We start from the raw sequence: 23,690 nt of genomic DNA on the forward strand, positions 1-23,690 counted from the left end.
CCGTTCATTTATTAGAAAGGGAAAGCTACAAGAAAAATATTTACTGTGCTTCTCTATATTTTTTACCGGCAATTTGCAGTACAAGGGCACCTAAAACCCCGGCGATTAAGGAGCCTATCAGAATACCGATTTTGGCAGAATCGATAAAGGCTTCATTGCCAATATATGCTAAGTTAGCAATGAATATAGACATGGTAAACCCTACACCAGACAATATTGCTATTCCCATTATTTGCCATGCTGTAGCGCTGGTCGGTAATTCTGCCAGCTTTAATTTTACAGCTATATATGAGAATAAAGAAACCCCTAAGAACTTTCCGACGATCAAGGCTATAGAAATATGAATCATCAGGTCGGTTTCTAAGTGCATATCAGAGGCAAAAACAACGCCAGCATTGGCCAGGGCAAAAACAGGCATAATAAAGTAAGCTACCCATCCATGTAGTTTATGTTCTAAGTTCTGTAAGGGCGAGTGGTAATCATCTAACAAGTCGTCTAGGTTATCCATTTGTTTAATGGCATCCGTAGAATGTATTGGTAGATCCGTTTTTCCGGAAAGGGCCAGTTTTTCCGAAATGGTAGAAAGCTCTTTAAGAAAGGTTGCTTTGTCTAGCTTTTGTCTAATTGGAATCGTAAAGGCTAGTAATACCCCCGAAATAGTAGGGTGAATTCCTGATTTAAGGAATAGGACCCAAATAACAGCTCCTAAGCCTATGGTGACAAATTTATTATACTTCCCTTTATGCGACATTGCAAAAAGGATTAATAATAGTCCTATAGAAACACCTAGTAAGACCCAGTCAACGCCTTCACTGTAAAAAACAGCAATCACGATAACAGCACCTAAATCGTCTATGATAGCGAAGGCTGTTAAAAATATTTTTAAGCTTATCGGGACAGATTTTTTTAAGAGCGTTAATATGGCTAAGGTAAAGGCTATGTCGGTAGCCATAGGAATCCCCCAACCGTGTGCCGTTTCAGGCTTGTCATTCAAGAAGAGGAATAGCAATAATGGAAAAATCATCCCGCCGATTCCGGCAAATATGGGGAAGGTAGCCTTCCGAATGGAATTGAGTTCGCCCACAACTAATTCTCGTTTAATTTCTAATCCAATTAGAAAAAAGAAAATAGCCATTAATCCATCGTTGATCCAAAAGAGCAAAGATTTTCGAAGGCCAAAATCATCAACACCGAAGCCTACTTCGTGTTGCCATAGGGCTGTATAAGATTCGCCAAAGGTAGAATTGGCCCATAGGATAGCAATTATAGCGGAAGTAAATAACAAGATTCCACTAAAACTTTCGATTTTAATAAATTTCTGAAGAGGTGTAAGTAAGTACGTTTTTATCATATGTTAGTTAATCAATGGTGTTCATTTTATAAAAATATTGTTTTCATCCCAATAGTAACCACGCAATATAAAAATAATTATTATTCTTTTCGGCAAAATTTTACAAACAAAAAGGTTAAATTCACAACTATCTCTTGAAATAATTAACGTTAAGATAATAAAAGGGCCTTTTGTTTTGTGCAGCGAATTTGTATGGCCAATCTTGGTTTTTAGAGGAGGAGGATAATATAAGGCTATATATGGTAGGAGGTGTTGTTTACCAAGTGATCTCTTTTGGTAAGCGGTAGAAGTCGAATTTAAAAAAGTACTGTCATGCTTAGCCGAACATGGGTTCTCATTTAGTCAAAGGAAGTTGTAGAAGTACTACAACTACCAAGGCCTTAGGGAGTGAAAGTATTCATTAATGGTCTGGTCTAATCGAGTCGATATTTTTATAAAATTTTCCGGACTTGGATTCAGATCCACATACTTCCCTATAATATTATTTCTTTTATAGATAAGAAAGGTGTTTTTTACCTCGGGATTAATATTGTTTAAAAAGATTTCCGAGGTTTTATCGGAAAAGGAGGGCACAAAGGTTAATGCCAACTGTTTCAGTGTTAGTTCATTGCCTAGTTTCTCCAAAAGTGCTATTCGTTGCTCATAGTTATAGTTGGTCTCGTTGCCATAAACGAAATATACTTTTAAATATTTCTTTCTTTTATGGCTTTCCATTTCCAAAAAGGTCAGCCATTTTTTTATCTCGGTCCAATTGGGATGGTTCCCCACAAAATAGAGAATGCCGTGGTACCAACCGTATTTACAGACTGGACAAGCTTTACTTCCTTTATCTGGGCCATAGGCATGAAAGGGGGTGAAGGACAATACTTCTTCCCCTATGTTTTTGCCCGAGTTTAGGCCAGAAAAAAGCGGTTTAGGGTAATTGGGGATGTTTAATCCTAAAATTATATTCCGTTCCCCGATTTGTAACCCTTTTTTTTCAATAAATCTGATCACGCCACTACCACCTCGGTTCTCCATTTTTTTTCTTCGATTGCCGGTTAGAAGCGGGTCCATGTCAAAGACAAAATTATCGATATAATAAGGCTGTTCTATTTTGGGGTCTTTTACATATATATGAATGTGGGCAGCTTCTGCTCGGCTGGGGTATGAACCTGGTTTTACCGTGTAAATGGCATATTTACCGTCCTGATCCGTTTTTATCCAGCCCCTTAAATAACCGTGAGTTTGGCCTGATTTATTAGGAGGCATATTGCGTGCTTCTGTAGTCTTGGTCGGGTATCGGCCTTCTGGATCGGTTTGGTAATAATACAAGATGGCATTTGATGCAGGCGTTTTACCGTCTAGTTGATAAATGGTGCCGGTAAGTAGTATTTTTTGACCTTTAAGGTTCCAACCAGGACAAGTGTCCCTAGAGGAAAGGTTTTGGGGCATTTTATAATAAATGGGGGGCGACTTGTCAAAATCAGCGCTGAGGTTTTCAATTTCTTCCCTTGTTTGTCCTTTGCAACTGCATACACAAAGCAGTAAAATTACTAAGAAACTGTTTTTAAGAAGTTGTATCATGTTGATGTCTTTTTAATAAAAGTACAGGCTGTGAATGATACTTAAAAGGCTTTGGGAAGCGGAATGGCTAAGTGGAGTTAAATTTTTGTTTACTGGAGTAGGTGTTCCCAATACTGTCTAAAATGCCTGCTAAACCGAATAGATTTTCCATCCTTGAGAATGGCATCGTAATCGCCGTTCTTTCTCGACTTTAATTCCGTGATATAGGTTTCGTTTACAATGGCAGAACGATGGACGCGCCGAAATATGGCAGGGTCTAGCTCTTTTTGAAACTCTTTTAGGGTTTTATCCACCAAATATTTTTGTTGTGTGGTATATACCTTAGAATATGGTCTATCTGTAGCAATCATCTGTATGGAAGAGGTTTCAACGGTTGTTATTTTAGAATGGTGCTTCACCATTATTTTTGAAGGGTATTTAGAGGTTTCAGTTTGGTTTAGTTGACTGGTAAATAAGGTAAAACGATGAAAATTGGGGACGATGATATAAAACAATAATACAATATAGAGCTGATTGGATAGTGCAGTTTTAAAAATAGTGATAAATCCATGAGGAGGCGTATAAATTAAATAGCTTATCAATACAAAGAAGGAAGTGAACAATAGTATGTGAAGGAGGCTTATAGCTGTCGCAATGCCCAAAGCCAAAAAGAACCTACTCCAATTTGTATGTAAGGGCAAGGGTTTTATGAGTCGATTTGCAAAAAAAGTAAAAGGTATAAAGAACATCCAAAAGGTATTGTACAATGCGGATTCGGAAATATAGAATCCGGTGTGCTGTAATTGGCTGTATATGTAATCTTGAAAAATAGCCAGAAAGAAAACAATTATAAAGATGATTGGGTATAAGGGCGTCTTACCTATAATGGGCAATTTAAATTGCTTTTTCGTAAAAATGAAATTCTCCAAAGTAACTGTCGTTATACGGCATGGCCAACGGTCATTTCGGGCCAATTAAGATTGTTTAACCCTTTTTTGCCTTGTGATTACTTAAAGATAAGAAAAAAACCGGCTAAGATATTTATAGGGTGAATAGGCACATGAGGATCTGGCCTTCCGTATTTCTTGCAGGTTTCTTAGGGAGTTAGCCCTTGAAGTAAGTAGTGTTTATGACTTTTGTATTGAGTCGTTTAAACTGTCGGAGGTAAAGTAATTTAGTGATGGTGCCGGGTAGGGGGCTAGAGGAATTCTAATTGTATTCTTATGTGTTTTTAAAAGTAGGGATCAGTGAACAGAGTCCCTAAGGTCTGTGGTTTTTGTTTTGCTAGTGGGGGAATTAGATTTAGTCAAAAAAAAAGGGGAGATGTTTGTTATCTCCCCTTTTTTACGGTTATAATTCGGTAGGCAATGAGCCCTTTTATGCGTAGGCCAGTTCTAAGACCAATTCTTTCTTATAGTCTTCTATAAAGACATCGATCTGACTTTTTTCAATACCGGGCACACAGATGATATGGGCAATTTTGTCCTGGGATGCCAATTGGTGTTTTTTACAAAGGGCTACCGAGGGCTTATCGAAAACTACGGTAATAGCCCCTTTGTTCCGCATTACATTAACCCCTATTTCCGTTAATTTTTCAGAGGTGTAGGCTGCTAATTCCTGGGCATTTTTAACTCTTTTGGCCAAGCCTTCCTTCCCATATTTTTGTATGAACGACCAAAGGAAAAGTGGTGTAAGCCCATTTCTAGAACCTGTTATAGTGGTGTCTAGGGTGCCCACATAGGAGACCGAGTTAACAATGCGGTTTCTGTGCTTTCTTTGGGTGAGTACTACCCCGCATGGAATTGGTCCGCCAATAAACTTATGTCCTGAAATAGAAATACTATCTACATTTTCCGAGAAATCGAATTTTGGTTTAGGATCGGTAAAGGGCGCTGTACAACCCAAAAAGGCAGCATCGCAGTGAATGTAATAATCCTTGATGGCATATTTTTGAATAATATCTTTAATCTTATCGAGGTCGTCTATAGCCTCGGTCATGGTAGTGCCTATATTTAGGAAAAAGATGGCAGGTTTGTTCCGGTTATAGGAAAGCAAGGTTTCTAAATCCGAATAGTCTATTTCACCATTGTCCTGGCTCCTTACCACAATATTGTCGATATTAAGCAAGTGTAGGTTTTTTTTAACGCTATAATGGGTGGCTTCGCTATAGTAGACAATACCATTTCTAAAACTTTCACGGGCCATGTACAATCCGTAAAGATTCCCTTCGGTACCACCGTTGGTTACATACCCCCATACATCTTCTATATTGGAAGATAGCATATCGGCAAAAAAGGAAACCACCTCCCTTTCGACATCCTTGGTGTCAATAGACAGGGTAGAGGCCGATTCTGGATCCCCGATATTGTTGATGCAAACATTAAGAAACGGGGCAAATTCGGAATAGTCAAAGTCTTTTGCCAAAGGGTACCCCAAAAAGGAAGTCGAATTTTTTTTGATGCGGTTGTATATTTCTTCAATACGCTGATTCATAATGCTTAATTGTTAAGTGAAAATTTCATAACAAAACTAGTATAAGCAGTAAAATAAATTGCAATAGAGGTAATATTTAAGAAATAATTCATTTTTTAGGGCGTTATAATAGTAAAAAGTGATGTTATTTGTTAGTTTTAATATTTAAAACAGAAAAATATACCATGCAGACTTTAGACCCTACCGATAAAATACTCATAGAAGAGCTACAGAAAGACAGCAAGCAGTCTATAAAACAGCTGGCGCAAAAGGTAAACCTATCGATTACCCCTACTCATGAACGGATAAAACGCTTGGAAGCCAACGGCATAATCGAAAAATATGTAGCCATCGTAAACCCCACTTTATTAGGGAAAACTTTGATGGTGTACTGCCATGTTACCTTGGTAAAGCACCAAGAAGCCTATTTTAAAGAGTTTGAAGCCTTTGTTGCCGGTATTGATGAAATTGTGGAGGTGATGTATTTGGCCGGACCCTATGATTATATTATAAAAGTAGTCTTAAAGGATATGGCCGATTTTGAGCATTTTATTGCCCGTAAAATTTCTAGACTCGAGATTATTTCGAATATCCAAAGTTCTTTCGTCATTACCCCGGTTAAGAGATTCACCAAAATAAGTACGGAGTAGTGTTCCAATACCCAAAGATTAGGATGGCCTGACAAAGGTATTCATGTTTTTATTTTTTTGAGCCATAATACCAAAGCTGAATTTTGTTTATCAATTTGCGTTAGGGACCGCAGCGGCATCCCCGCAGCAGAGCAAGGGATATAGCGTAGTGCCCGACCGACGTAGGAGGGAACGCCCAAATAACGTTGCTACTTCTCTAAACAAGAGGCTTGGTGTAAAAACCAAAGATCACTAATAAATAGAACCGGAATTGTTTTATAGTACACATTAATTATCCTCCTTGGCCGCATTGCGAGGTTGCCGGATAGAACCGCTTTTATGAACTATAAAAAGTAACAAATGGAGAAACCCTAAAACAACTAAGGGTGTATTCTCTAATATTTAGGATATTACACGCTTTCTTATAGGATAACACAATAAACACAAGTCGCCACTTACTTATAGAGAAGCAGTAGTGTTTGTTTTTGAATTATGGGCCATTGTAGCATTGGAGCTGCCAAATACCTCTTGTACGATCTGGTGCAGTTCCGGGATGACCGTTTGTGCAAGTCTAGAATGGCTGTTTAACAGTACACAGATCCCCAGATCGGCATCTGGATATAGGGCAATTTCATTTCTAAAGTTGTTGACACTGCCCCCGTGATGCCAGATGGTTTTCTCTTCTTTGGAATCCTCATCTAGATAGGTGTGTATCCTCCAGCCAAAGGCATAATACGACTTTAAATGACCAGGCCAACGGTGGTAATATTTGCTGCTGCCCTTAATTTCTATAAACGGATTAAAGGTTTCTTCCAAGGCGGTCTTGCTCATTATTTCGGGGTTATGTCCCAATAAAAACCGCATCCATTTGGCCATATCGCCAGCACTGGAATTAATACCACCGGCGGCAATAGCGTTGTAATAATTGTCGGTCAGTTTACTGGTCCTGTACCCATTACGGCTTTTTACATGGGGTTTGGCAACATTAGGGGCCTTGGCCAAGCTTTCATAATCTGTGAGGGTAGAGCACATGCCCAGGGGATTTAAAATCCTTTCGGCCAGGGCAGTTCCTATTTCTTGTCCGGTAACCTTGTACATCATTTCGCCACAAAGGGCAAACATGGCATTCTGGTAGCTATACATGGAACCCGGCAGCGCATTGGGCATCACATCGCTAAAGCGCTCCGCAATGGCAACCAATGGTAACCCGGCCTCTACAAGATTGGTATAACTGTGGTACGGGGTGCCAGAAGTGTGCGATAATATATTGGCAAGGGTAATTTTATGGGTATTGTTTTGGTCTCCCAACTGGAATTCCGGAATAAAATCGCTGACCTTGTCTTCCCAATTTAAAATGCCTTCGTCCTTTAAATTGGCCGCCAGTACTCCGGCAAACCCCTTGGAAAGAGATCCCAGCCTAAAGATGGTCTCGCCATTGACCCTGTCCATACGATTGATATTCTTTTTTCCGAAGCCACTCGAAATAAGGATCGAATCTCCTTGTACGATACTTACCCCGGCACCTACTATATCTCCAGAGGCAATGGCTTTATCAAAATAGGCTTTTATGGCTAGCTGTAAGGCTTGTTGCTGCATTTTATAGGCATGTACTTGCTGCTTGTCGACTACAGGTTTCTCTAGCTTAGCCGTAGTTAAGGTCGCTAGGGAGTCGGGGGCCGAATTTGGTGTAAAGATATTAGTGGTAAGACCAAGAAGAACAAGAAGTATTAGCGTAGCGCCAGCCAAAATTTTGAATCGCTGCATTGAGGGAATTTTGTTTAGTTTGGAATAAAAAAGGCTAAATATAGAATGATATACTGAAATAACGGATGAAATATGCGATTTCTTATAGGGATTTTTGCTTTTTACACTTAATTACGTAAAAGGAGTGTAGGTAAATCTTACGGGAAGGCTGGGATTAATGTGAAAATTAATATAATGTGAAGGTGAGGTAATGTACTAATTGTTTAATGTAGCAATGTACCAATTGGGTTTGTCTTAAATTAAGGGTCTTATGAGCTTTTAATGTAGCGATTTCATGATCTGGAAATTGGTTGAGGAGGAAATTTGAAGATTAGGTAATGTGCCAATTTGGTTTGTCTTTAATAAAGGGGCTTAGGAGCTTTTAATGTAGCGATTTCATAATCTGGAAATTGGTTGAGGTGGGAATTTGAAAATGAGGCAATGTACCAATTGGGTTTGTCTTTAATAAAGGGGCTTAAGAGCTTTTAATGTAGCGATTTCATAATCTTAAAATTGGTTGAGGAGGGAATTTGAAAATGAGGTAATGGGTCAATTTTTGAATGTAACAATGGATAGAGTGCCTTTTTTCGGGACGAGGATAGTCTGAGGAAGTTTGTGCTTTCTTTTAAGTACCATTCTACCATAGCTACAAAAACTTAGAAATTGTGCTTCCTCCGATTAAAGCTGCTTCACGAAACAGAAATCTGTATTTTTCAAATAAAAATGGGGATCCTGAAAAGAATCCCCATCCTATAAATTACTTTGTATCCTATTTATTTGACGGACACTTCATCTACGAATATCCAGGCACTTCCTTTTCTCAAATGCCATTCGGGTAGCTCGGCCCTGTTTTTGGCGAATATTTTAATAAAAGAAACCCCTTGTTTCTCAAAGCTTGTTTCTATTCGTTTTATAATAGGTTCTCTCTGTTCCATGGTGGCTATAGACTCGTCTAGCACTGTTACATAATTTTCGCCATCCTCAGATATGGCGATGGTCACCTGGGTAGGCAACATCACCGAAGTAGCTCCAATATCCTGGTAGAAATTTAACCCTACATAGGACAGCTCCGCGCTACTGCCCAAATCTATAAGTACCTCAAAATCTTTTTGAGGTATCCCTTGCCAATTGGGATCGTCGCCACGGGCCATTGCATATTTGTTATCAAAAAGGGCCTTATCCCCACCACCGCTATAGGCCTCGTCATAGGCATTGGTATAGGTAACCTTGCATTGGTCGCCAAAACCGGTCGAGAACATTCTTTTTAAAGGGTACCCAATAGGGGCTCCCTTTCTAAAACACTGAGCGTTTAATGTTATCGAACTAGTATAGACAATAGGATCCGTATATAAGGTAGACTCCATTGTTGGGGTAGACCCGTCTAGGGTATATCTAATTTCATAGCGGTCTAGTTCATTCTCCAGGGCAAGGCTAAATTCTTTTGTATCCTTATTATAGGTTACGGCATAGTCGGGCGATAAGGAACTGCCCGCAAAATTATAGCCCAATTCTTGGAAGCGGTCAAACTGAACATCCAATTTTTCTATAAAGTACTCTTTGTCCTTATTCTCGGCCTTTGTCCAAAGCGCTTCGGAAAGGGCACTAAGCCTTGGTAGCATCATATATTGTATATGGCTTAAAGATTTCACCTGTTCGGTCCACAGATTTGCTTGTCCACCCAAAATATGATGTCTTTTGTCCGTGGCTATCTCACTTGGGATAGGATCAAAGTCGTATACCTTCAACAAATTGTTATAACCGCCCCAAGATGGCGGTTCCAATTCGTTTTTACCCTGGCTGTGATCAAAATACAAAGGGTCTCCAGGAGACATCACCACATCGTGTCCTGCATTGGCCGCTTCAATGCCGCCTTCCACGCCTCTCCACGACATTACCGTGGCTCTTTCGGGCAATCCGCCCTCTAAAATTTCGTCCCAACCAATAAGTTTTCTGTTTTTGGAATGGATAAATTTTTCCATTCTTTTTACAAAATAACTCTGCAATTCTTCCCCGTTCTGCAAGTTTTCTTCTCGCATTCGTTTTTTACATTTATCACACTTTAGCCAGGAATCCTTGCCTACTTCATCGCCTCCTATGTGTAAATATTCATTTGGAAACAAGGCTACTACCTCGCTTATAATATTTTGTAGGAACTCAAAAGAACCGTCATTCCCGGCACAATACACACCGGTAATATCATTGCTGTCACAAGAGTATTCCGGATAGCATTGTAGGGCTGCTTCAGAATGCCCTGGCATTTCAATTTCGGGAATCACATCAATATAGCGCTCTTTGGCATAGGCAACAATTTCTCTAATATCGTCCTTGGTATAAAAGCCCCCGTACACTTCACCGTCGTCATCTTTATAGGTAGCCTCAAAATCTTCCCAAGGTTTTTTATTTTCCTTCACTTTTCTCCAAGCACCTTTTTTAGTAAGCTCTGGGTAGGCATCGATCTGGATTCTCCAACCAATCCCATCGACCAAATGCCAATGGAATTTGTTCATCTTATGCATGGCCAGGGCGTCTATCACCTTTTTTACGGAATCCTTAGGGACAAAATGGCGCGATACATCCAACATCATACCCCTCCATTTAAATTCGGGAGCATCCTTGATGGTTACAAAACTAAGCAACGGTGTCTGTACGGCCGACTGGGGCGAAAGCAGCTGTTTTAAAGATTGGATACCATAAAAAACACCTTGATCAGAATCACCCTTTATGAGCACACCTTTTTTTCCAATCGTTAAACTATAAGCACCTATGGCGTCACTTTCCTGAGAAGATATCAAACGAATGGCATTGTCGAGCTCGGAGGAGGTGGTAACCTTAAGTTTTAGGTTAAAATTATCCTTTAAAAACGCAGTTAATTCCTTGGTGTTCCATGCTTCCTCCACGGTATCATCTACTACAATAACTGTTTTTTCATCGATGGTGAACGTGCCCTGTTCCGTAGTAAATTCGTTAGGTTGCGGTATTATTCCCGTCATAGGCGGCACCGTCCTTTTACAAGCAGTAACAGCTATTAACATAAATAGAAGGGATAATTTAATAATCTTCATTTGTTTTTAATTTATACGATGTTAATTTTAAGTGCAAACCCCAATTTTCCTAAACTCAAATTCCATTTGCATTAAGCCTTGAAAACAAAGGCTCCTATCATTTTGTTATAGGTTATTTGGTCCCAAAAGCCAGTGACTTGCGGTATGTCTTCTATTCCTAAAAAAGGACCGCATAGTTATTAAAATATACCGCTAAATCCTAATATTAGTACAATTTCCTATAGGCAGGAAAACTACCATTATAATTCAATTCCTTCCTTGTCCAAGTATCCGGAGGAGCTCGTATTTCAGTACCACCATATGCTTGTGTTTTTGGGCGTTCCCTCCTTCGTCGGTCGGGCTCTCCGCTGTATCCCTTGCCTTGCTGCGGGGATGCCGCTGCGATCCCTAACGCGGAGTGCAGTGATCAGTCGGCCGTAATCTGTAATTTATATTACAACTGTAGGGGTAGGTGCATCAAACATAAAATAGTAGCCCACCATAAAAAACTATGCTGTTGGGCCAACTTCTATTAATTCTTTAAAGTGTAATCTACTTTCAATACCCCTTTATACCTTAACATACAATTTGCACCCAATATATGAGTTTCATTCATATAGTATTAACTTTAAGAAAAAAGAAAACAAGGAGTCAAATCATTAAAAAGAAAGAAAATATGCCATTTTATACCTCTTTACGGGAAAAACATCTTTGGATAGGCACTTTTTCAGTGGTTATGGCAATTTATGCCACCCTATTTGTTGGCCGGCCATTAGCCAATGTTTTGAGAGACCAAGACATTCAAGCCCTTATATTTCTCCTAGGGATGGTCTTGGTGGGAACAGCAATGGTATTACACGCCATAAAGACCGGCCCTAGCAAAACGGAGCTATCGTTATGGGTGGGTATAGTAGCAGTCTATGTCATGCTTTTTCTAAGGTTGGGAATCCCAGAGAGGAGCCATCTTATAGAGTACAGTGTATTGGCAATTTTAATACACAAGGCGCTTATCGAAAGAAAGAATAATGGTAAACATATTCCAGTTCCTTCCTTAGCTTCCTTTCTTATCGCCTTCCTTATTGGGGTATTGGACGAGTGCCTTCAACTATTTTTGCCCCATCGTGTGTTCGACCCCGTAGACATTGTATTCAACGGATTGGCGGTGGCCATGGCAATTGGTTCCAGTGTTATAGTTAGTTGGGCTCATAAAAAGATAAAAAAACCTTAAGTTTAAAATACATTGATGATACCATACCGTTTTAGGTGGTGGATCTATCCTAAAAATAAGATAACATAAACGAGATTTATATGGAAGCCTTATCTAAGGTCTGTAAAAAGATTGTTGCTGTCAATTGGCGCTGAGACTGTAGGCGGCTAGATTCTTTAAATTCTAGGGATTGATAAGGAAATTTCTATATAGGATTGTATAGTTTACTAGCGTTTTAACGTTTATATTTAAAAATAAATTTGAAATTTTGATGTATTGAAAATCTTTTTTTACATTTTTATATTCCTTTCTTTCGGAATCTGTGCTCAGGAATTACCACCTATTCAGAGTTTTAGCCCAATAGATTACAGTGCGGGCAATCAGAATTGGTCGCTATCCCAATCGGAAAACAATTATATATATGTTGCCAATAACGACGGGTTGTTAGAATATAATGGGGCCAATTGGCAATTATACCCTTCCCCCAATGGTACCCCATTAAGGTCGGTTAAGGTGGTGGAAGAACGTATATATACAGGATGTTATATGGAGTTCGGGTATTGGAAAAAGGACGAATTTGGACACCTTAAATACAAATCTATATCTAATGAACTGAAAGATTCCCTCATAGAGGATGAACAATTTTGGAATATTTCGGAGTTCAAGGACTGGGTAATTTTTCAATCCTTGGATCGCCTTTACATTTATAATACGAACAATGAATCTTTCGAAATATTGGATGCCAAAACCACTAGAGCTGCAATTCTGGAGGTTAACAATAACATTTACTTCCAAAGGATCAATGAGGGAATTTTCACCATTGAGAACGGAAAGTCGGTTTTGGTATCGGACGATGCCGTTCTAAAAAACGATATTGTAGTTGGTGCTTTTGAAATGGAGAATACTACCTTGATAGTTACCGAAAAAGGAGCATTTTACTTTTTGGACAAATACGGCCTCAATAGATGGGTTATCTCGGCAGACAAAGAGTTATCTGCTTCCCAGGTATATAGCAGTATGCGCTTAAAAGACGGATCCTTTATTTTGGGGACCATTTCCAAAGGAATTTTTCAATTGGACGAAAAGGGGAATATTATGCGCCATATAAATCAGGAAAATGGGCTGAACAATAATACCGTATTGTCTCTTTTTGAAGATGTAGACCACAACCTCTGGTTAGGTTTGGATAATGGGATAAGCGTATTGAACATCGACTCGCCCTTTAACGAATATATTGATGAGGTGGGAAGGGTAGGAGCTGTTTATACCGCTATATTGTTTAATGATATTAGGTATTTGGGAACAAATCAGGGACTGTTTTATAAAAGAGAAGAGGAGAAAGGAGACTATACCCTTATTGAGAATACCAAAGGACAGGTATGGAGGCTGAAACAAATTGATGGTACCCTATTTTGTGGGCACCATAGTGGGACTTTTGTAATAAATGGGGAAAATGCCCAGAAAATTTCGGACTTTCCAGGCACTTGGGATATACAAAAAATAGCTGCTAACAATAACCTCCTATTACAGGGAAATTATAAAGGGTTAAGTGTTCTTGAACGAATAGACGGTCAGTGGAAGTTTAGGAATAAAATTAGTGGTTTTGATAATTCCAGTAGATTCTTTGAATTTATAAATGAACGGCAAGTTCTCGTTAACCACGACTATAAGGGGGTCTTTGACTTGAAAATAGATCCAGGTTTTGATAAGGTGACTGAAACAAAAAAGGAGGAGTCCAAAGGAACCGGCTCTAGTTTGTTTAAATACAAGGACGACATTATTTATACGACCATCAATGGTGTTTTTAAATTTAGGACCGATCAGCACAATTTTATGTTGGATTCGGTCCTAACTAGTCATTTTTTTGGGGAGGACGATCATATTATAGGAATCCTTAACCCGGATAGCCAAGCCGAAAAATTGTGGGGGTTTTCAAAAAATAATATCATATATGTTACTCCAGGAAAGTTTAATAATGAACCACAGGCTACCAAAATTTCCATTCCCTCATCTTTAAGAAAAAACATGGGGGTGTTGGGTTTCGAATCTATAACACATCTAAAAGACCAGCTTTATTTAATAGGGATGTCACGTGGGTATATTACCCTAAATTTAGATAAATTGAAGCGCAAGGAATACCAGATATCCATAAACGCAATATTTCAGGAATATTATGATTCTCCCAATACAGAGGTGAACCTGAAAGGAGATAACATATTTAAATCTTCGGATAATAGTTTCCAATTCTTTTTTAGCGTGCCCAATTATGATAAATATACCGAGGTAAATTATCAGTACCAGCTCACTGGGATTTATGATGAATGGAGCAGTTGGACCAAAATACCGGATATTTCCTTTAAAAATTTATCCTTTGGGGACTATACCTTTAAAGTAAGGGCCAAGGTGGGCAATACGCTTACAAAAGATGTTGCTACTTATAGTTTTGTGATAGACAGGCCATGGTATCTTTCCAATACGGCAATCGCCCTTTATATTCTTGGGAGCATTTTAATAGTGGTGTTAATTCACAAATTGTACAAAGCATACTATAAGAAACAACAGGACTTACTTGTTTTGGAAAATAAAAAAAGGCTAAAGCGTAAAAAGCTGAAAGCGCAAAAGAAGATTATTCAGCTTAACAATGAAAAGTTACAAAGCGAAATAGAGAGTAAGAATAGGGAGCTTGCCGTGTCTACCATGAGCATTATAAAAAAGAACGAGTTCCTGAATACCATAAAGGAGGAATTGAAGAAAACCAAGATTGTAGATCCCCAGATTAAAGCTGTCATAAGGACCATAGATCGCAATATTGGCAATGAGGACGACTGGAAGTTTTTTGAGGAAGCTTTTAATAATGCCGATAAAGATTTTTTAAAGAAAGTAAAAACAATACATGAAGATTTTACCCCAAGCGATTTAAGGTTATGTGCCTATCTTAGATTGAATTTATCCTCTAAAGAAATTGCGCCTTTGCTAAATATTTCTGTCCGCAGTGTGGAGGTAAAAAGGTATCGTCTGCGTAAAAAAATGAACCTTTCCCACGAAATGAGCCTTACAGATTATATACTTAATCTATAGCGTACACTACATAGATGTTTTTCACCTATACATTACCTATACAACGGCTGTTTTCTTAATTAAAAGTTAATTTTTTTAACAATAAATAATCTCTCCTAGCCTATATAGTTAAAGGCCTGAAATGCGAATTCCGTATTTTTTCCGTGTTTTTTTAGTGTTGTATGTTTTTTGTAGTGGTAAGATTTGAGGATTCTTGATTTATGAAGGATACATTGAGACTTCAAAATATAAACAGATGAAGAACACTTTTTTATTTCTTACGCTTTTATGTTGCTTACCTAGTTTATGGGGTCAGGATCTGAAAATCTCTGGTACTGTAAAGGATGCAAGCTTTAACGAGCCGCTGCCCGGTGTAAACGTAATCATAAAGAATACGAGTAGGGGGACCACAACAGATTTTGACGGAAACTTTTCATTGGACAATGTTGCTGTTGGGGAAATTGTAGTTTTCTCCTATTTAGGCTTTGTTTCCAAACAGGTCACTATTCAAAATGCTACCCCCTTGACAATAATCTTAGAGGACGATGTAAGTGCACTGGAAGAGGTAGTGGTCGTAGGCTATGGTACCTCTACAAAGAAAGAACTTACCGGGGCTGTGGCTGTTATTGGTTCGGAGACCATAGCCGATCTTAACCCAACAAGGGTAGAACAAGCCCTACAGGGGCAGGTTGCCGGAGTACAGGTTACCTCAGAATCGGGCTCGCCGGGTAGTGGGTCTAGTATCCGTATTAGAGGTATCTCTACCAATGGGGATAACAGGCCCTTAATTTTGGTCGATGGCAACGTCATAGAAGATCTAAGTGTCATTAACCCAGGGGACATAGAGAGTATGAATATCCTGAAAGATGCCACCGCTGGTATTTATGGGGTGAGGGCAGCAAATGGGGTAATTTTGATTACTACCAAAACAGGGAAGAGAAATACCGATCTGAGTTTCAACTATGATGTCTATGGAGGAACTCAGGAAACTTCTAGAAAAATCCCAGTGCTGAATGCAACAGAATATGCATTATTGATCAACGAGGCTTTTGCAGCTGGTGGGAGTCCCTTGCCATACCCCAATATAGACAATTTAGGGAAGGGGACCAATTGGCAAAATGAGGTCTTTCAAAGAGCGCCTGTGGTTAACCATAACCTTTCTATTAATGGAGGTAGCGAAAAATCTACCTATTCCTTTGGTGCCTCATTATTGACTCAAGATGGTATTGTCGGCGGGGGGAAGGCCAATTTTAGAAGGTACACCACGCGAGCAAACTTTAATACCGATATTTTGGAAAATTTAAAGGTAACGGCCAACCTTTTATATACTGGAACCAATAGGAAAACATTATCCGAGAATGATTTGGGATCTGTTTTGTTCAACGCTTTGAACAACGCGCCTACTTTTCCTATTAGAGAGCCTAATGGCGATTATTCTTTGGCAGAGGGCCTGGGGAATGAGGTTATCAATCCACTTGCGCAGGTAGAAAATACCTTCAATAAAAATGATGTGAATAAAATAAGCGGTAAGCTGGGTGCCAACTATTCCTTTTGGAATGATTTTGTGGTAGAGACTAGTGTTCAATTCAATTATGCAGAGGTGGAAGGAAAAACTTTTACACCTACCGTATTTTATGGTTCTGGAAAGGTTTTTAATAATACGGGGCGGAATTCCGTTTCGGTGAACAAGGACATTTTTAAGGATTATACCTTTGATGCCTTTCTTAATTATGACAGAACATTTTGGGAAAACCACAATTTTAAAGGTACCCTTGGTATGTCCGTATTTGTAACTAAAGGTCAGTTTTCAGGAAGTTCTACAGGCTTCTTTGAAGACCCTACCAATATTTCGGATGCCAAAATAGAAAATGCCGTAGATGTTATCAATGGTTTAAAAGATAGTGGCTTAAGCGGAAAATTTGATGAACGGCTATTGTCTTACTTTACTCGACTTCAATATAATTATAAAGGCAGGTACTTGCTATCGGGACTTATTAGACGGGATGGTTCCACCCGTTTTGGTCCGGAAAATAGATTTGGATATTTCCCATCAGGATCAATAGGATGGATCGTGTCCGATGAAGCTTTCTTAGAGGAAAGTAAATGGATCAACTTTTTTAAGCTAAGGGGAAGCTATGGTATTGTAGGGAACGATCGAATAAAAACCAATGCTTTTAGATCTATTTTAGATGGGGAAGGTACTTATGTCTTTAATAATTCCCTTGTTTTTGGTAAAGCCGTAGGGATACTTTCTAACCCTGCAATACAATGGGAAGAACAAAAAACACTGGATGTTGGGTTAGACCTGAAGTTGTTTAACAACACGATTGACATCACAGCTGACTATTTTAAGAAAAGCACCGAAAGTCTATTATTGCAACCGCCGGTTTCCGGAATTTTGGGAGCCGCGGCACCTGGTTCCCAAGCGCCTGTAGTGAACGCTGGTACGGTAGACAACAAAGGATTTGAATTTGCCATAGGGTATAGTAGTGATCGCTCCAAGGAATTTAATTTTGGCGTTAATTACAATGTTACTTTTCTGAAAAATGAAGTAATATCGGTTAACAATGGGGTTGGCTTTGTGGCTGCCGGTTCCTTTGGTGTAGGTCAGGACCCCCCATCCCGTATGGAAAACGGAAAACCATTGGGTTATTTCTACGGGTTAAAGACCGATGGGATTTTTCAGAACCAAGAAGAAGTAAACACCCATGCCACACAGGTAAATGCAGCCCCTGGGGATTTGCGATTTGTAGATTTGAATGGCGACGGTAAGATAGATTCGGGAGATAGAACAGATATAGGTAGTCCCATCCCAGAAGCTACCATGGGGTTGAATTTTTCCTTCAATTATAGGAATTGGGATTTTAGCAGTTATGCCTTTGCCAATGTCGGCAATGATATTGTTAGAAATTACGAACGTAACCAACAATTGGTGAACAAATCGGTTTACGCATTAAACCGCTGGACGGGAGAGGGATCAACCAATACCTATCCTAGGGTAACTACGGGAGCTACCTCTAATACGTTATTTTCTGACTTCTATGTAGAAGATGGCTCTTTTATAAGATTGCAAAACGTACAATTGGGATATACGCTGCCAGAGCAGGCAATAGAACGTTTGGGCGTAAGGAAACTTAGAGTATATGCATCGGCCAGCAATGTTTTTTCCCTTACCGAATACCGGGGGTATGATCCGAGTGCATCTTCCGGTGATCCCATTGGGGCAGGGATAGACCCCGGCTTTTACCCAGTTCCCCGTACATATTTATTAGGGTTAAATCTTAAATTTTAAAAAGAGATGAAAATGAAACATAATATATTCAGCTATACAATAGCATACTTTGTCCTTTTCATGGGAATGCTCTCTTGTTCCGATAATTTTGTGGATGTAGATTCCTTTGATGAAAACTCGGAAGATTTCTTTAATTCCGAAGAAGACTACAAAAGCGCCCTAACAGCGGCTTATGATTTGCTTCAATCTACCTACCTTAATGTAATGTTGGGGGAGATTGCCTCGGACAATACCTTGGCGGGTGGGGAAAGTGCTACCGACGTTCCTGGTATTCAGGAAGTAGACGATATGCAGCACACCCCGGTAAATGCGCAATTACGCGATATATGGAGCTGGATGTTCGCTGGGGTAAATAGAGCCAACTACATCATGGAATTTAAGGATAAAACCGATTTTCCCGGAAAGGAAGGGGTGTTGGCAGAAGCCACTTTTCTTAGGGCCTACTACTATTTTGAGCTTGTAAAATGGTTTGGCGATGTTCCGCTGGCCGTTGATAAAAGATTGCAGTTTGGAGATCAGGATATTGTAGAAAGAACTCCCAAAGCGGAAGTCTATGCCCAAATTGAACAGGACCTAAAATTCGCAGCCGCCACTTTGCCGGTTACCCAAAGCGAAACAGGAAGGGTTACCAAGGGAGCCGCACAGGCCTTGTTGGGAAAGGTATACCTGTATCAGGATAAGTTTACGGAATCTGCAACTGTTTTGGAAGAACTTATTAAAAATGGTCCCTATGATTTAGTTACAGATTATACTACAATCTTCGAAAACGATCATGAAAACAACATCGAATCTGTTTTTGAGGTTCAGTATTCGGACGAAGAAGGGGCCGGTTTTGGGTGTTTGCAGTGTAGTGAAGGAAACGTGGCCGTTGGTTTTAATGGGATACGAAACTATTCCGGTCCGGTATTCGAGTCTGGATTTAGTTTTAACGTACCAACCCAAGAAGTCGTTGATGAATTTGAAGATGGGGATATCCGTAAGGATGTGGCTATTTTAGACATAGAAGCTTGGGCTGCCCAGAATAATGGGGTGTCCTATGTAGAAGGATATGAGCATACCGGCTATTACAACAGAAAATATATAGCAAGACAAGGAGATCTAAATACCGGCGATGCCAATTTAACCAATCCAAATAACTATAGGGCTATTCGCTTTGCCGACGTGCTTTTGATGGCGGCAGAGGCCTTGAACAGAGGAAATATAAGCGACCTCAGAGCTCAGGGATATCTCAATAGGGTGCGCTCTAGGGCTGAACTCTCCGATGTTACTTCTACAGGAGCTAATCTCACCACGGCCATCTACCACGAACGTAGGGTAGAACTTGTCGGAGAAGGACATCGGTTTTTTGACCTGGTGAGAACCGGAAAGGCGGCTCAGGAAATTGAAGGGTTCACTACTAATAAAAATGAATTGTTCCCCATCCCTTCCATAGAATTGGAATTGACAGGGAATCGATGGACACAAAATCCGGGATACTAAAAAACTAAAGATAAACAGATGAAAACATTAAAATATATATTTGGCATTAGCCTCATGGTATTGTTCTTTTTTAACTGTACCCGGGATGATAGTATCGATTTTTTGGATACTGTTGTTCCTCCCTCCAATATTTCGGCCCTATTTGCCATTTCACAAGATAACTCTGGAACGGTAACGATTACTCCGAACGGAGAAGGAGCAGTGTCTTTCGATATCTATTTTGGGGACGAGACTACAGAACCGGCAAATACTAAGCCAGGCGGGAATATCAGTCACACCTATGCAGAAGGTAGTTATTCGGTAAAAATAGTGGGTAAGGGCCTAACAGGCTTAAAAACGGAAGTCACGCAAGATTTGGTGGTTTCCTTTAAGGCTCCTGAAAATTTGGTAGCTACTATATCGAATGACGCAGCAGTATCCAAAAAAGTAAATGTAACGGCTACCGCAGAATATGCGACCTCCTTTGATGTTTATTTTGGAGAGGAAGGTGCCGATGAGCCGGTATCGGCGAATATTGGCGAAACAGCTTCCTTTATATATCGGGAACCTGGGACCTATACCGTGAAGGTGGTGGCCAAGGGTGGTGCAATTGCTACCACAGAATATACCGAAGAATTTTTAGTTACGGAAATTGTACAACCTATAGCTTCGGCACCCAAACCACCTAGACGAGCCTCGCAAGATGTTATTTCAATTTTCAGCAGTGTTTATTCCGATGAGACCGGGGCCGATTATTTCCCAGATTGGGGCCAAGGAGGCCAAGGTAGTAGTTGGGCAACTTTTGATTTGGAAGGAGATGCCATGCTACAGTATATCAACTTAAGTTATCAAGGCATTCAGTTTGGAGCCGCAGTAGATGTAAGTGCCATGGAATATATTCATATGGATGTGTGGACCTCCGATGTAACTAGAATAGAAACGTCACTGATCAGTGTGAGCAACGGTGAGAAACCGGTATGGACCGATCTTACCGCAGGTCAATGGACCAGTATTAATATCCCTATTTCCTCCTTTACTGATCAAGGTCTTACCGTTGCCGATATCCATCAATTGAAATTTGTTGGGGAGCCATGGGCTAGTGGAACAGTATTTATAGATAATATATACTTCTATAGGGCATCTACAGGAGGAGAAAGCAGTGTAACCCCGATTACTTTTGAGGTTCCGTATACATTGAGTTCTTTTGATGGGGGCGATATGGCTATTATCACCAATCCGGATACCAATGGCAATACGTCAGGTATGGTGGCACAATTGGTAAAAGGGGCAGGGCAGCCTTGGGCAGGATCTAAAATAACTGTTCCAACCCCGTTCTCCTTTATAAACGAAACAACAGTTACCCTAAAAGTATGGTCGCCTAGGGCCGGATTGAACCTTTTGATGAAATTTGAGGATGATACTCCCTGGCCAAATACCGTAGCTTCTGCAGAAGTAACGGCTACTACCACTGCTTCTGGACAGTGGGAGGAACTGAGCTTCGATTTTTCCGGCATTAGTACCGAAGTCGATTTTTATAACCTGGTGCTGATCATGGATAATGGAACAGTGGGAGATGGATCGGAGAACTTTACCGTTTTTGTAGATGATATATCAGTTGAATCTTTTCTGGACTTTGAGCCACAACAAGCGCTAAGTAGTTTTGATGGCGGCGATATTTCTATTATTGCCAATCCGGATACCAATGGAAACACTTCGGAAATGGTAGCGCAAATGGTGAAAGGGGCCGGACAGCCATGGACAGGGTCCAAAATAACGGTCCCCGAACCCTTTTCGTTCTCATCTTCTACCAGCGTAACGGTAAAAGTATGGTCACCTAGAGTAGGGTTGAACCTGCTTATGAAATTTGAGGATGCTACCCCATGGCCAAACACCATCGCTTCTGCTGAGGTAACGGCCACCACTACCGTTTCTGGACAGTGGGAGGAATTGACCTTCGATTTTTCGGGAATTAGCACATCCGTAGATTTTACCAATCTAGTGCTGATCATGGATAATGGAACTGTAGGGGATGGCTCCGCTAATTTTACCATTTATATCGATGACATTGAGCAAAAATAATAAGTCAAAATTTTAAAATGATATAATGAAATGAACATGGCCCAAAACTGGTCGCAAATACGAATATAGCCATGGGAATTACATAGGACCGTTAAAAATATAATAAATCGCTACACATGAAACATATAATCTATAGTTCGATATTTCTCTTACTCTCCCTTGGGTGTTATAGTTGCCAGGAAGAGGACATATCGGTAGGGGAGATAATAGCTCCGTCAAACATTTTAATAACAGCATCAATCGTGGGTACGGATGCAGATAACCCTTATGGGGATGGCAGTGGTACGGTACATTTTAGCGCCGAAGCAGATAATGCCTTAAGCTACCAATTTGTCTATAACGATGAAGTAGTGGCCTCTCCTTCAGGGGCAAAGACCTATAATTTCTCCAATACGGGACTACATACTTATACGGTTACCGTGGTGGCCATTGGTACCGGTGGCCTGTCTTCCAGTGCTTCCGTTGAGGTGGAAGTATTAGCCTTATACGAACCTCCTGCCGACCTGTTGACCATGCTAACGGCCAACAGTTCTAGGGAATGGAGAATTAAAGCTGAAGCGGCAGGACACTTTGGATTGGGACCTGTAGGAGGCTCTATAATTGCCGAGTGGTTCTCTGCACCCGCATTTGATAAGGCTGTTACCGGAATGTACGATGATCGTTTTATTTTTAACGCCGACGGTACTTTTACCCATAAAACCCAGGGAACTATATTTGGAAAGGCCGCAATTATAGATGTTGATTTAGGGCCTACTAACGAGGACACTCCCAACGATTGCTGTCAGGAATATGAGAACTACCCCCTTGATGATTACAGTGCTAATTGGTCACTTTCTGCACCTGGTGGTGTAGAGACCTTGAGCTTATCTGGGATAGGATTTATAGGCTTCTATATCGGAGGGTCGCACCAATACGAAATCTTTAGACGCTCCGCGAATGAAATGGTCCTAAGGACAACGGATTGGAATAATGAATTTGATTGGTGGTTTGTGCTAACTACCGAAGAGGAAGCCGCAGATAATGAGGTAGACGTAAACTATACCAATTTAATATGGTCCGATGAATTTGATGCCAATGGCGCACCAAATCCGGCTAAATGGACCTACGATGAAGGTGTAGGGGATAATGGATGGGGCAATGGCGAATCTCAATTTTATACTAAACGTGCTGATAATGTAGTGGTAGAAGATGGCTCGTTAAAAATTACGGCCAAGGCAGAAAGCTATGAAGGAAGTGATTATACTTCGGCCCGAATAAAAACCCAAGGCCTGTTTGGTTTTACCTATGGTAGGGTCGATGTAAGGGCAAAACTTCCCGAAGGGGGCGGTACTTGGCCTGCTATTTGGATGCTGGGCGCTAATTTTGATACCGTAGGATGGCCCGCAACAGGGGAAATAGATATTATGGAGCATGTTGGCAATAACCCAAATGTGGTTCAAGCAGCAATACATACGCCATCGAGTAGTGGGGCAACGGTAAATATCGGTAGTAAAACGCTGAATAACGTTGCTTCGGAATTCCACGTCTATTCCGTGAACTGGTCCGAAGATGAGATATCTTTTTTAGTAGATGATGAACTCTATTATACCTATAAACCCGAAACCAAAGATGCCAATACCTGGCCCTTCAACGCAGATCAGTTTATTATTCTGAATGTGGCCATGGGCGGAAACTTGGGAGGTGACATTGATGCTGCTTTTTCAGAATCGGTGATGGAAATAGATTATGTAAGGGTATACCAATAATCTCTTTATAGGTGAGTATTGGGTAAAGAAGAAAAGGCTAGTCGCGTACTAGCCTTTTTAGTATCCATTGT

Annotated in this window: 13 protein-coding genes; 7 read left to right on the forward strand and 6 right to left on the reverse strand. The window is 40.2% G+C overall.

Annotated features, from left to right (window positions below; genetic code table 11):
• Nucleotides 1–40: 40 nt before the first annotated feature.
• The 4 genes from nhaA to HCG49_RS10295 form a co-directional block, all read right to left on the reverse strand.
• A complete protein-coding gene (gene nhaA / locus HCG49_RS10280; RefSeq protein ID WP_168469445.1) occupies nucleotides 41–1,351 on the reverse strand; it encodes a Na+/H+ antiporter NhaA in 1,311 nt (436 codons plus the stop codon).
• Nucleotides 1,352–1,720: 369 nt separating this feature from the next.
• Complete coding sequence (locus HCG49_RS10285; RefSeq protein WP_168469446.1) at nucleotides 1,721–2,917, reverse strand: intradiol ring-cleavage dioxygenase; 1,197 nt, start codon at nucleotides 2,915–2,917, stop codon at nucleotides 1,721–1,723.
• An 89-nt stretch (nucleotides 2,918–3,006) separates the two neighbouring features.
• The gene (locus HCG49_RS10290; RefSeq protein WP_168469447.1) at nucleotides 3,007–3,597 is read right to left on the reverse strand and encodes a LytR/AlgR family response regulator transcription factor; all 591 of its coding nucleotides are present in this window, start codon (nucleotides 3,595–3,597) and stop codon (nucleotides 3,007–3,009) included.
• 676 nt (nucleotides 3,598–4,273) lie between these two features.
• The gene (locus HCG49_RS10295; RefSeq protein ID WP_168469448.1) at nucleotides 4,274–5,389 is read right to left on the reverse strand and encodes a histidine decarboxylase; all 1,116 of its coding nucleotides are present in this window, start codon (nucleotides 5,387–5,389) and stop codon (nucleotides 4,274–4,276) included.
• Between the two features lie 164 nt (nucleotides 5,390–5,553).
• On the opposite strand from HCG49_RS10295, the gene HCG49_RS10300 reads away from it, so the two are divergent.
• On the forward strand, nucleotides 5,554–6,018 hold the full coding sequence (locus tag HCG49_RS10300) for an Lrp/AsnC family transcriptional regulator (protein WP_168469449.1): 465 nt from the start codon (nucleotides 5,554–5,556) through the stop codon (nucleotides 6,016–6,018).
• Between the two features lie 438 nt (nucleotides 6,019–6,456).
• Here the strand turns inward: HCG49_RS10300 and HCG49_RS10305 are convergent, their stop codons facing one another.
• Both HCG49_RS10305 and HCG49_RS10310 read right to left on the reverse strand, forming a co-directional pair.
• Nucleotides 6,457–7,761 (reverse strand): serine hydrolase domain-containing protein, encoded by a 1,305-nt coding sequence (locus HCG49_RS10305; protein ID WP_168469450.1) that lies wholly within the window; start codon nucleotides 7,759–7,761, stop codon nucleotides 6,457–6,459.
• Between the two features lie 752 nt (nucleotides 7,762–8,513).
• Nucleotides 8,514–10,730 carry a glycoside hydrolase family 20 protein gene (locus HCG49_RS10310; RefSeq protein ID WP_168469451.1) on the reverse strand — a complete coding sequence of 739 codons (2,217 nt, stop codon included), beginning with the start codon at nucleotides 10,728–10,730 and terminating at the stop codon, nucleotides 8,514–8,516.
• A 727-nt stretch (nucleotides 10,731–11,457) separates the two neighbouring features.
• Here HCG49_RS10310 and HCG49_RS10315 point away from each other — a divergent pair.
• The 6 genes from HCG49_RS10315 (at nucleotide 11,458) to HCG49_RS10340 (ending at nucleotide 23,619) form a co-directional block, all read left to right on the forward strand.
• Nucleotides 11,458–12,009, forward strand: coding sequence for a VanZ family protein (locus tag HCG49_RS10315; RefSeq protein ID WP_168469452.1), 552 nt, complete (start codon nucleotides 11,458–11,460; stop codon nucleotides 12,007–12,009).
• A gap of 255 nt (nucleotides 12,010–12,264) precedes the next feature.
• The gene (locus HCG49_RS10320; protein WP_168469453.1) at nucleotides 12,265–15,066 is read left to right on the forward strand and encodes a triple tyrosine motif-containing protein; all 2,802 of its coding nucleotides are present in this window, start codon (nucleotides 12,265–12,267) and stop codon (nucleotides 15,064–15,066) included.
• 235 nt (nucleotides 15,067–15,301) lie between these two features.
• The gene (locus tag HCG49_RS10325; RefSeq protein ID WP_168469454.1) at nucleotides 15,302–18,337 is read left to right on the forward strand and encodes a SusC/RagA family TonB-linked outer membrane protein; all 3,036 of its coding nucleotides are present in this window, start codon (nucleotides 15,302–15,304) and stop codon (nucleotides 18,335–18,337) included.
• Nucleotides 18,338–18,343: 6 nt separating this feature from the next.
• A complete protein-coding gene (locus HCG49_RS10330; protein ID WP_168469455.1) occupies nucleotides 18,344–19,816 on the forward strand; it encodes a RagB/SusD family nutrient uptake outer membrane protein in 1,473 nt (490 codons plus the stop codon).
• A gap of 18 nt (nucleotides 19,817–19,834) precedes the next feature.
• On the forward strand, nucleotides 19,835–21,874 hold the full coding sequence (locus tag HCG49_RS10335; RefSeq protein ID WP_205764378.1) for a hypothetical protein: 2,040 nt from the start codon (nucleotides 19,835–19,837) through the stop codon (nucleotides 21,872–21,874).
• 116 nt (nucleotides 21,875–21,990) lie between these two features.
• Nucleotides 21,991–23,619 carry a family 16 glycosylhydrolase gene (locus HCG49_RS10340; RefSeq protein ID WP_168469456.1) on the forward strand — a complete coding sequence of 543 codons (1,629 nt, stop codon included), beginning with the start codon at nucleotides 21,991–21,993 and terminating at the stop codon, nucleotides 23,617–23,619.
• Nucleotides 23,620–23,690 lie beyond the last annotated feature (71 nt).

It is taken from the genome of Arenibacter sp. 6A1, from assembly GCF_012272855.1.
GTDB lineage: Bacteria > Bacteroidota > Bacteroidia > Flavobacteriales > Flavobacteriaceae > Arenibacter.

Excerpts from the sequence above, each read along its gene's own strand:
- HCG49_RS10335 (WP_205764378.1), top strand. The coding sequence starts at position 19,835 with ATGAAAACATTAAAATATATATTTGGCATTAGCCTCATGGTATTGTTC.
- HCG49_RS10325 (WP_168469454.1), top strand. The coding sequence starts at position 15,302 with ATGAAGAACACTTTTTTATTTCTTACGCTTTTATGTTGCTTACCTAGT.
- HCG49_RS10305 (WP_168469450.1), bottom strand. The coding sequence starts at position 7,761 with ATGCAGCGATTCAAAATTTTGGCTGGCGCTACGCTAATACTTCTTGTT.
- HCG49_RS10315 (WP_168469452.1), top strand. The coding sequence starts at position 11,458 with ATGCCATTTTATACCTCTTTACGGGAAAAACATCTTTGGATAGGCACT.
- HCG49_RS10330 (WP_168469455.1), top strand. The coding sequence starts at position 18,344 with ATGAAAATGAAACATAATATATTCAGCTATACAATAGCATACTTTGTC.
- HCG49_RS10295 (WP_168469448.1), bottom strand. The coding sequence starts at position 5,389 with ATGAATCAGCGTATTGAAGAAATATACAACCGCATCAAAAAAAATTCG.
- HCG49_RS10310 (WP_168469451.1), bottom strand. The coding sequence starts at position 10,730 with ATGACGGGAATAATACCGCAACCTAACGAATTTACTACGGAACAGGGC.
- nhaA (WP_168469445.1), bottom strand. The coding sequence starts at position 1,351 with ATGATAAAAACGTACTTACTTACACCTCTTCAGAAATTTATTAAAATC.
- HCG49_RS10300 (WP_168469449.1), top strand. The coding sequence starts at position 5,554 with ATGCAGACTTTAGACCCTACCGATAAAATACTCATAGAAGAGCTACAG.
- HCG49_RS10285 (WP_168469446.1), bottom strand. The coding sequence starts at position 2,917 with ATGATACAACTTCTTAAAAACAGTTTCTTAGTAATTTTACTGCTTTGT.
- HCG49_RS10340 (WP_168469456.1), top strand. The coding sequence starts at position 21,991 with ATGAAACATATAATCTATAGTTCGATATTTCTCTTACTCTCCCTTGGG.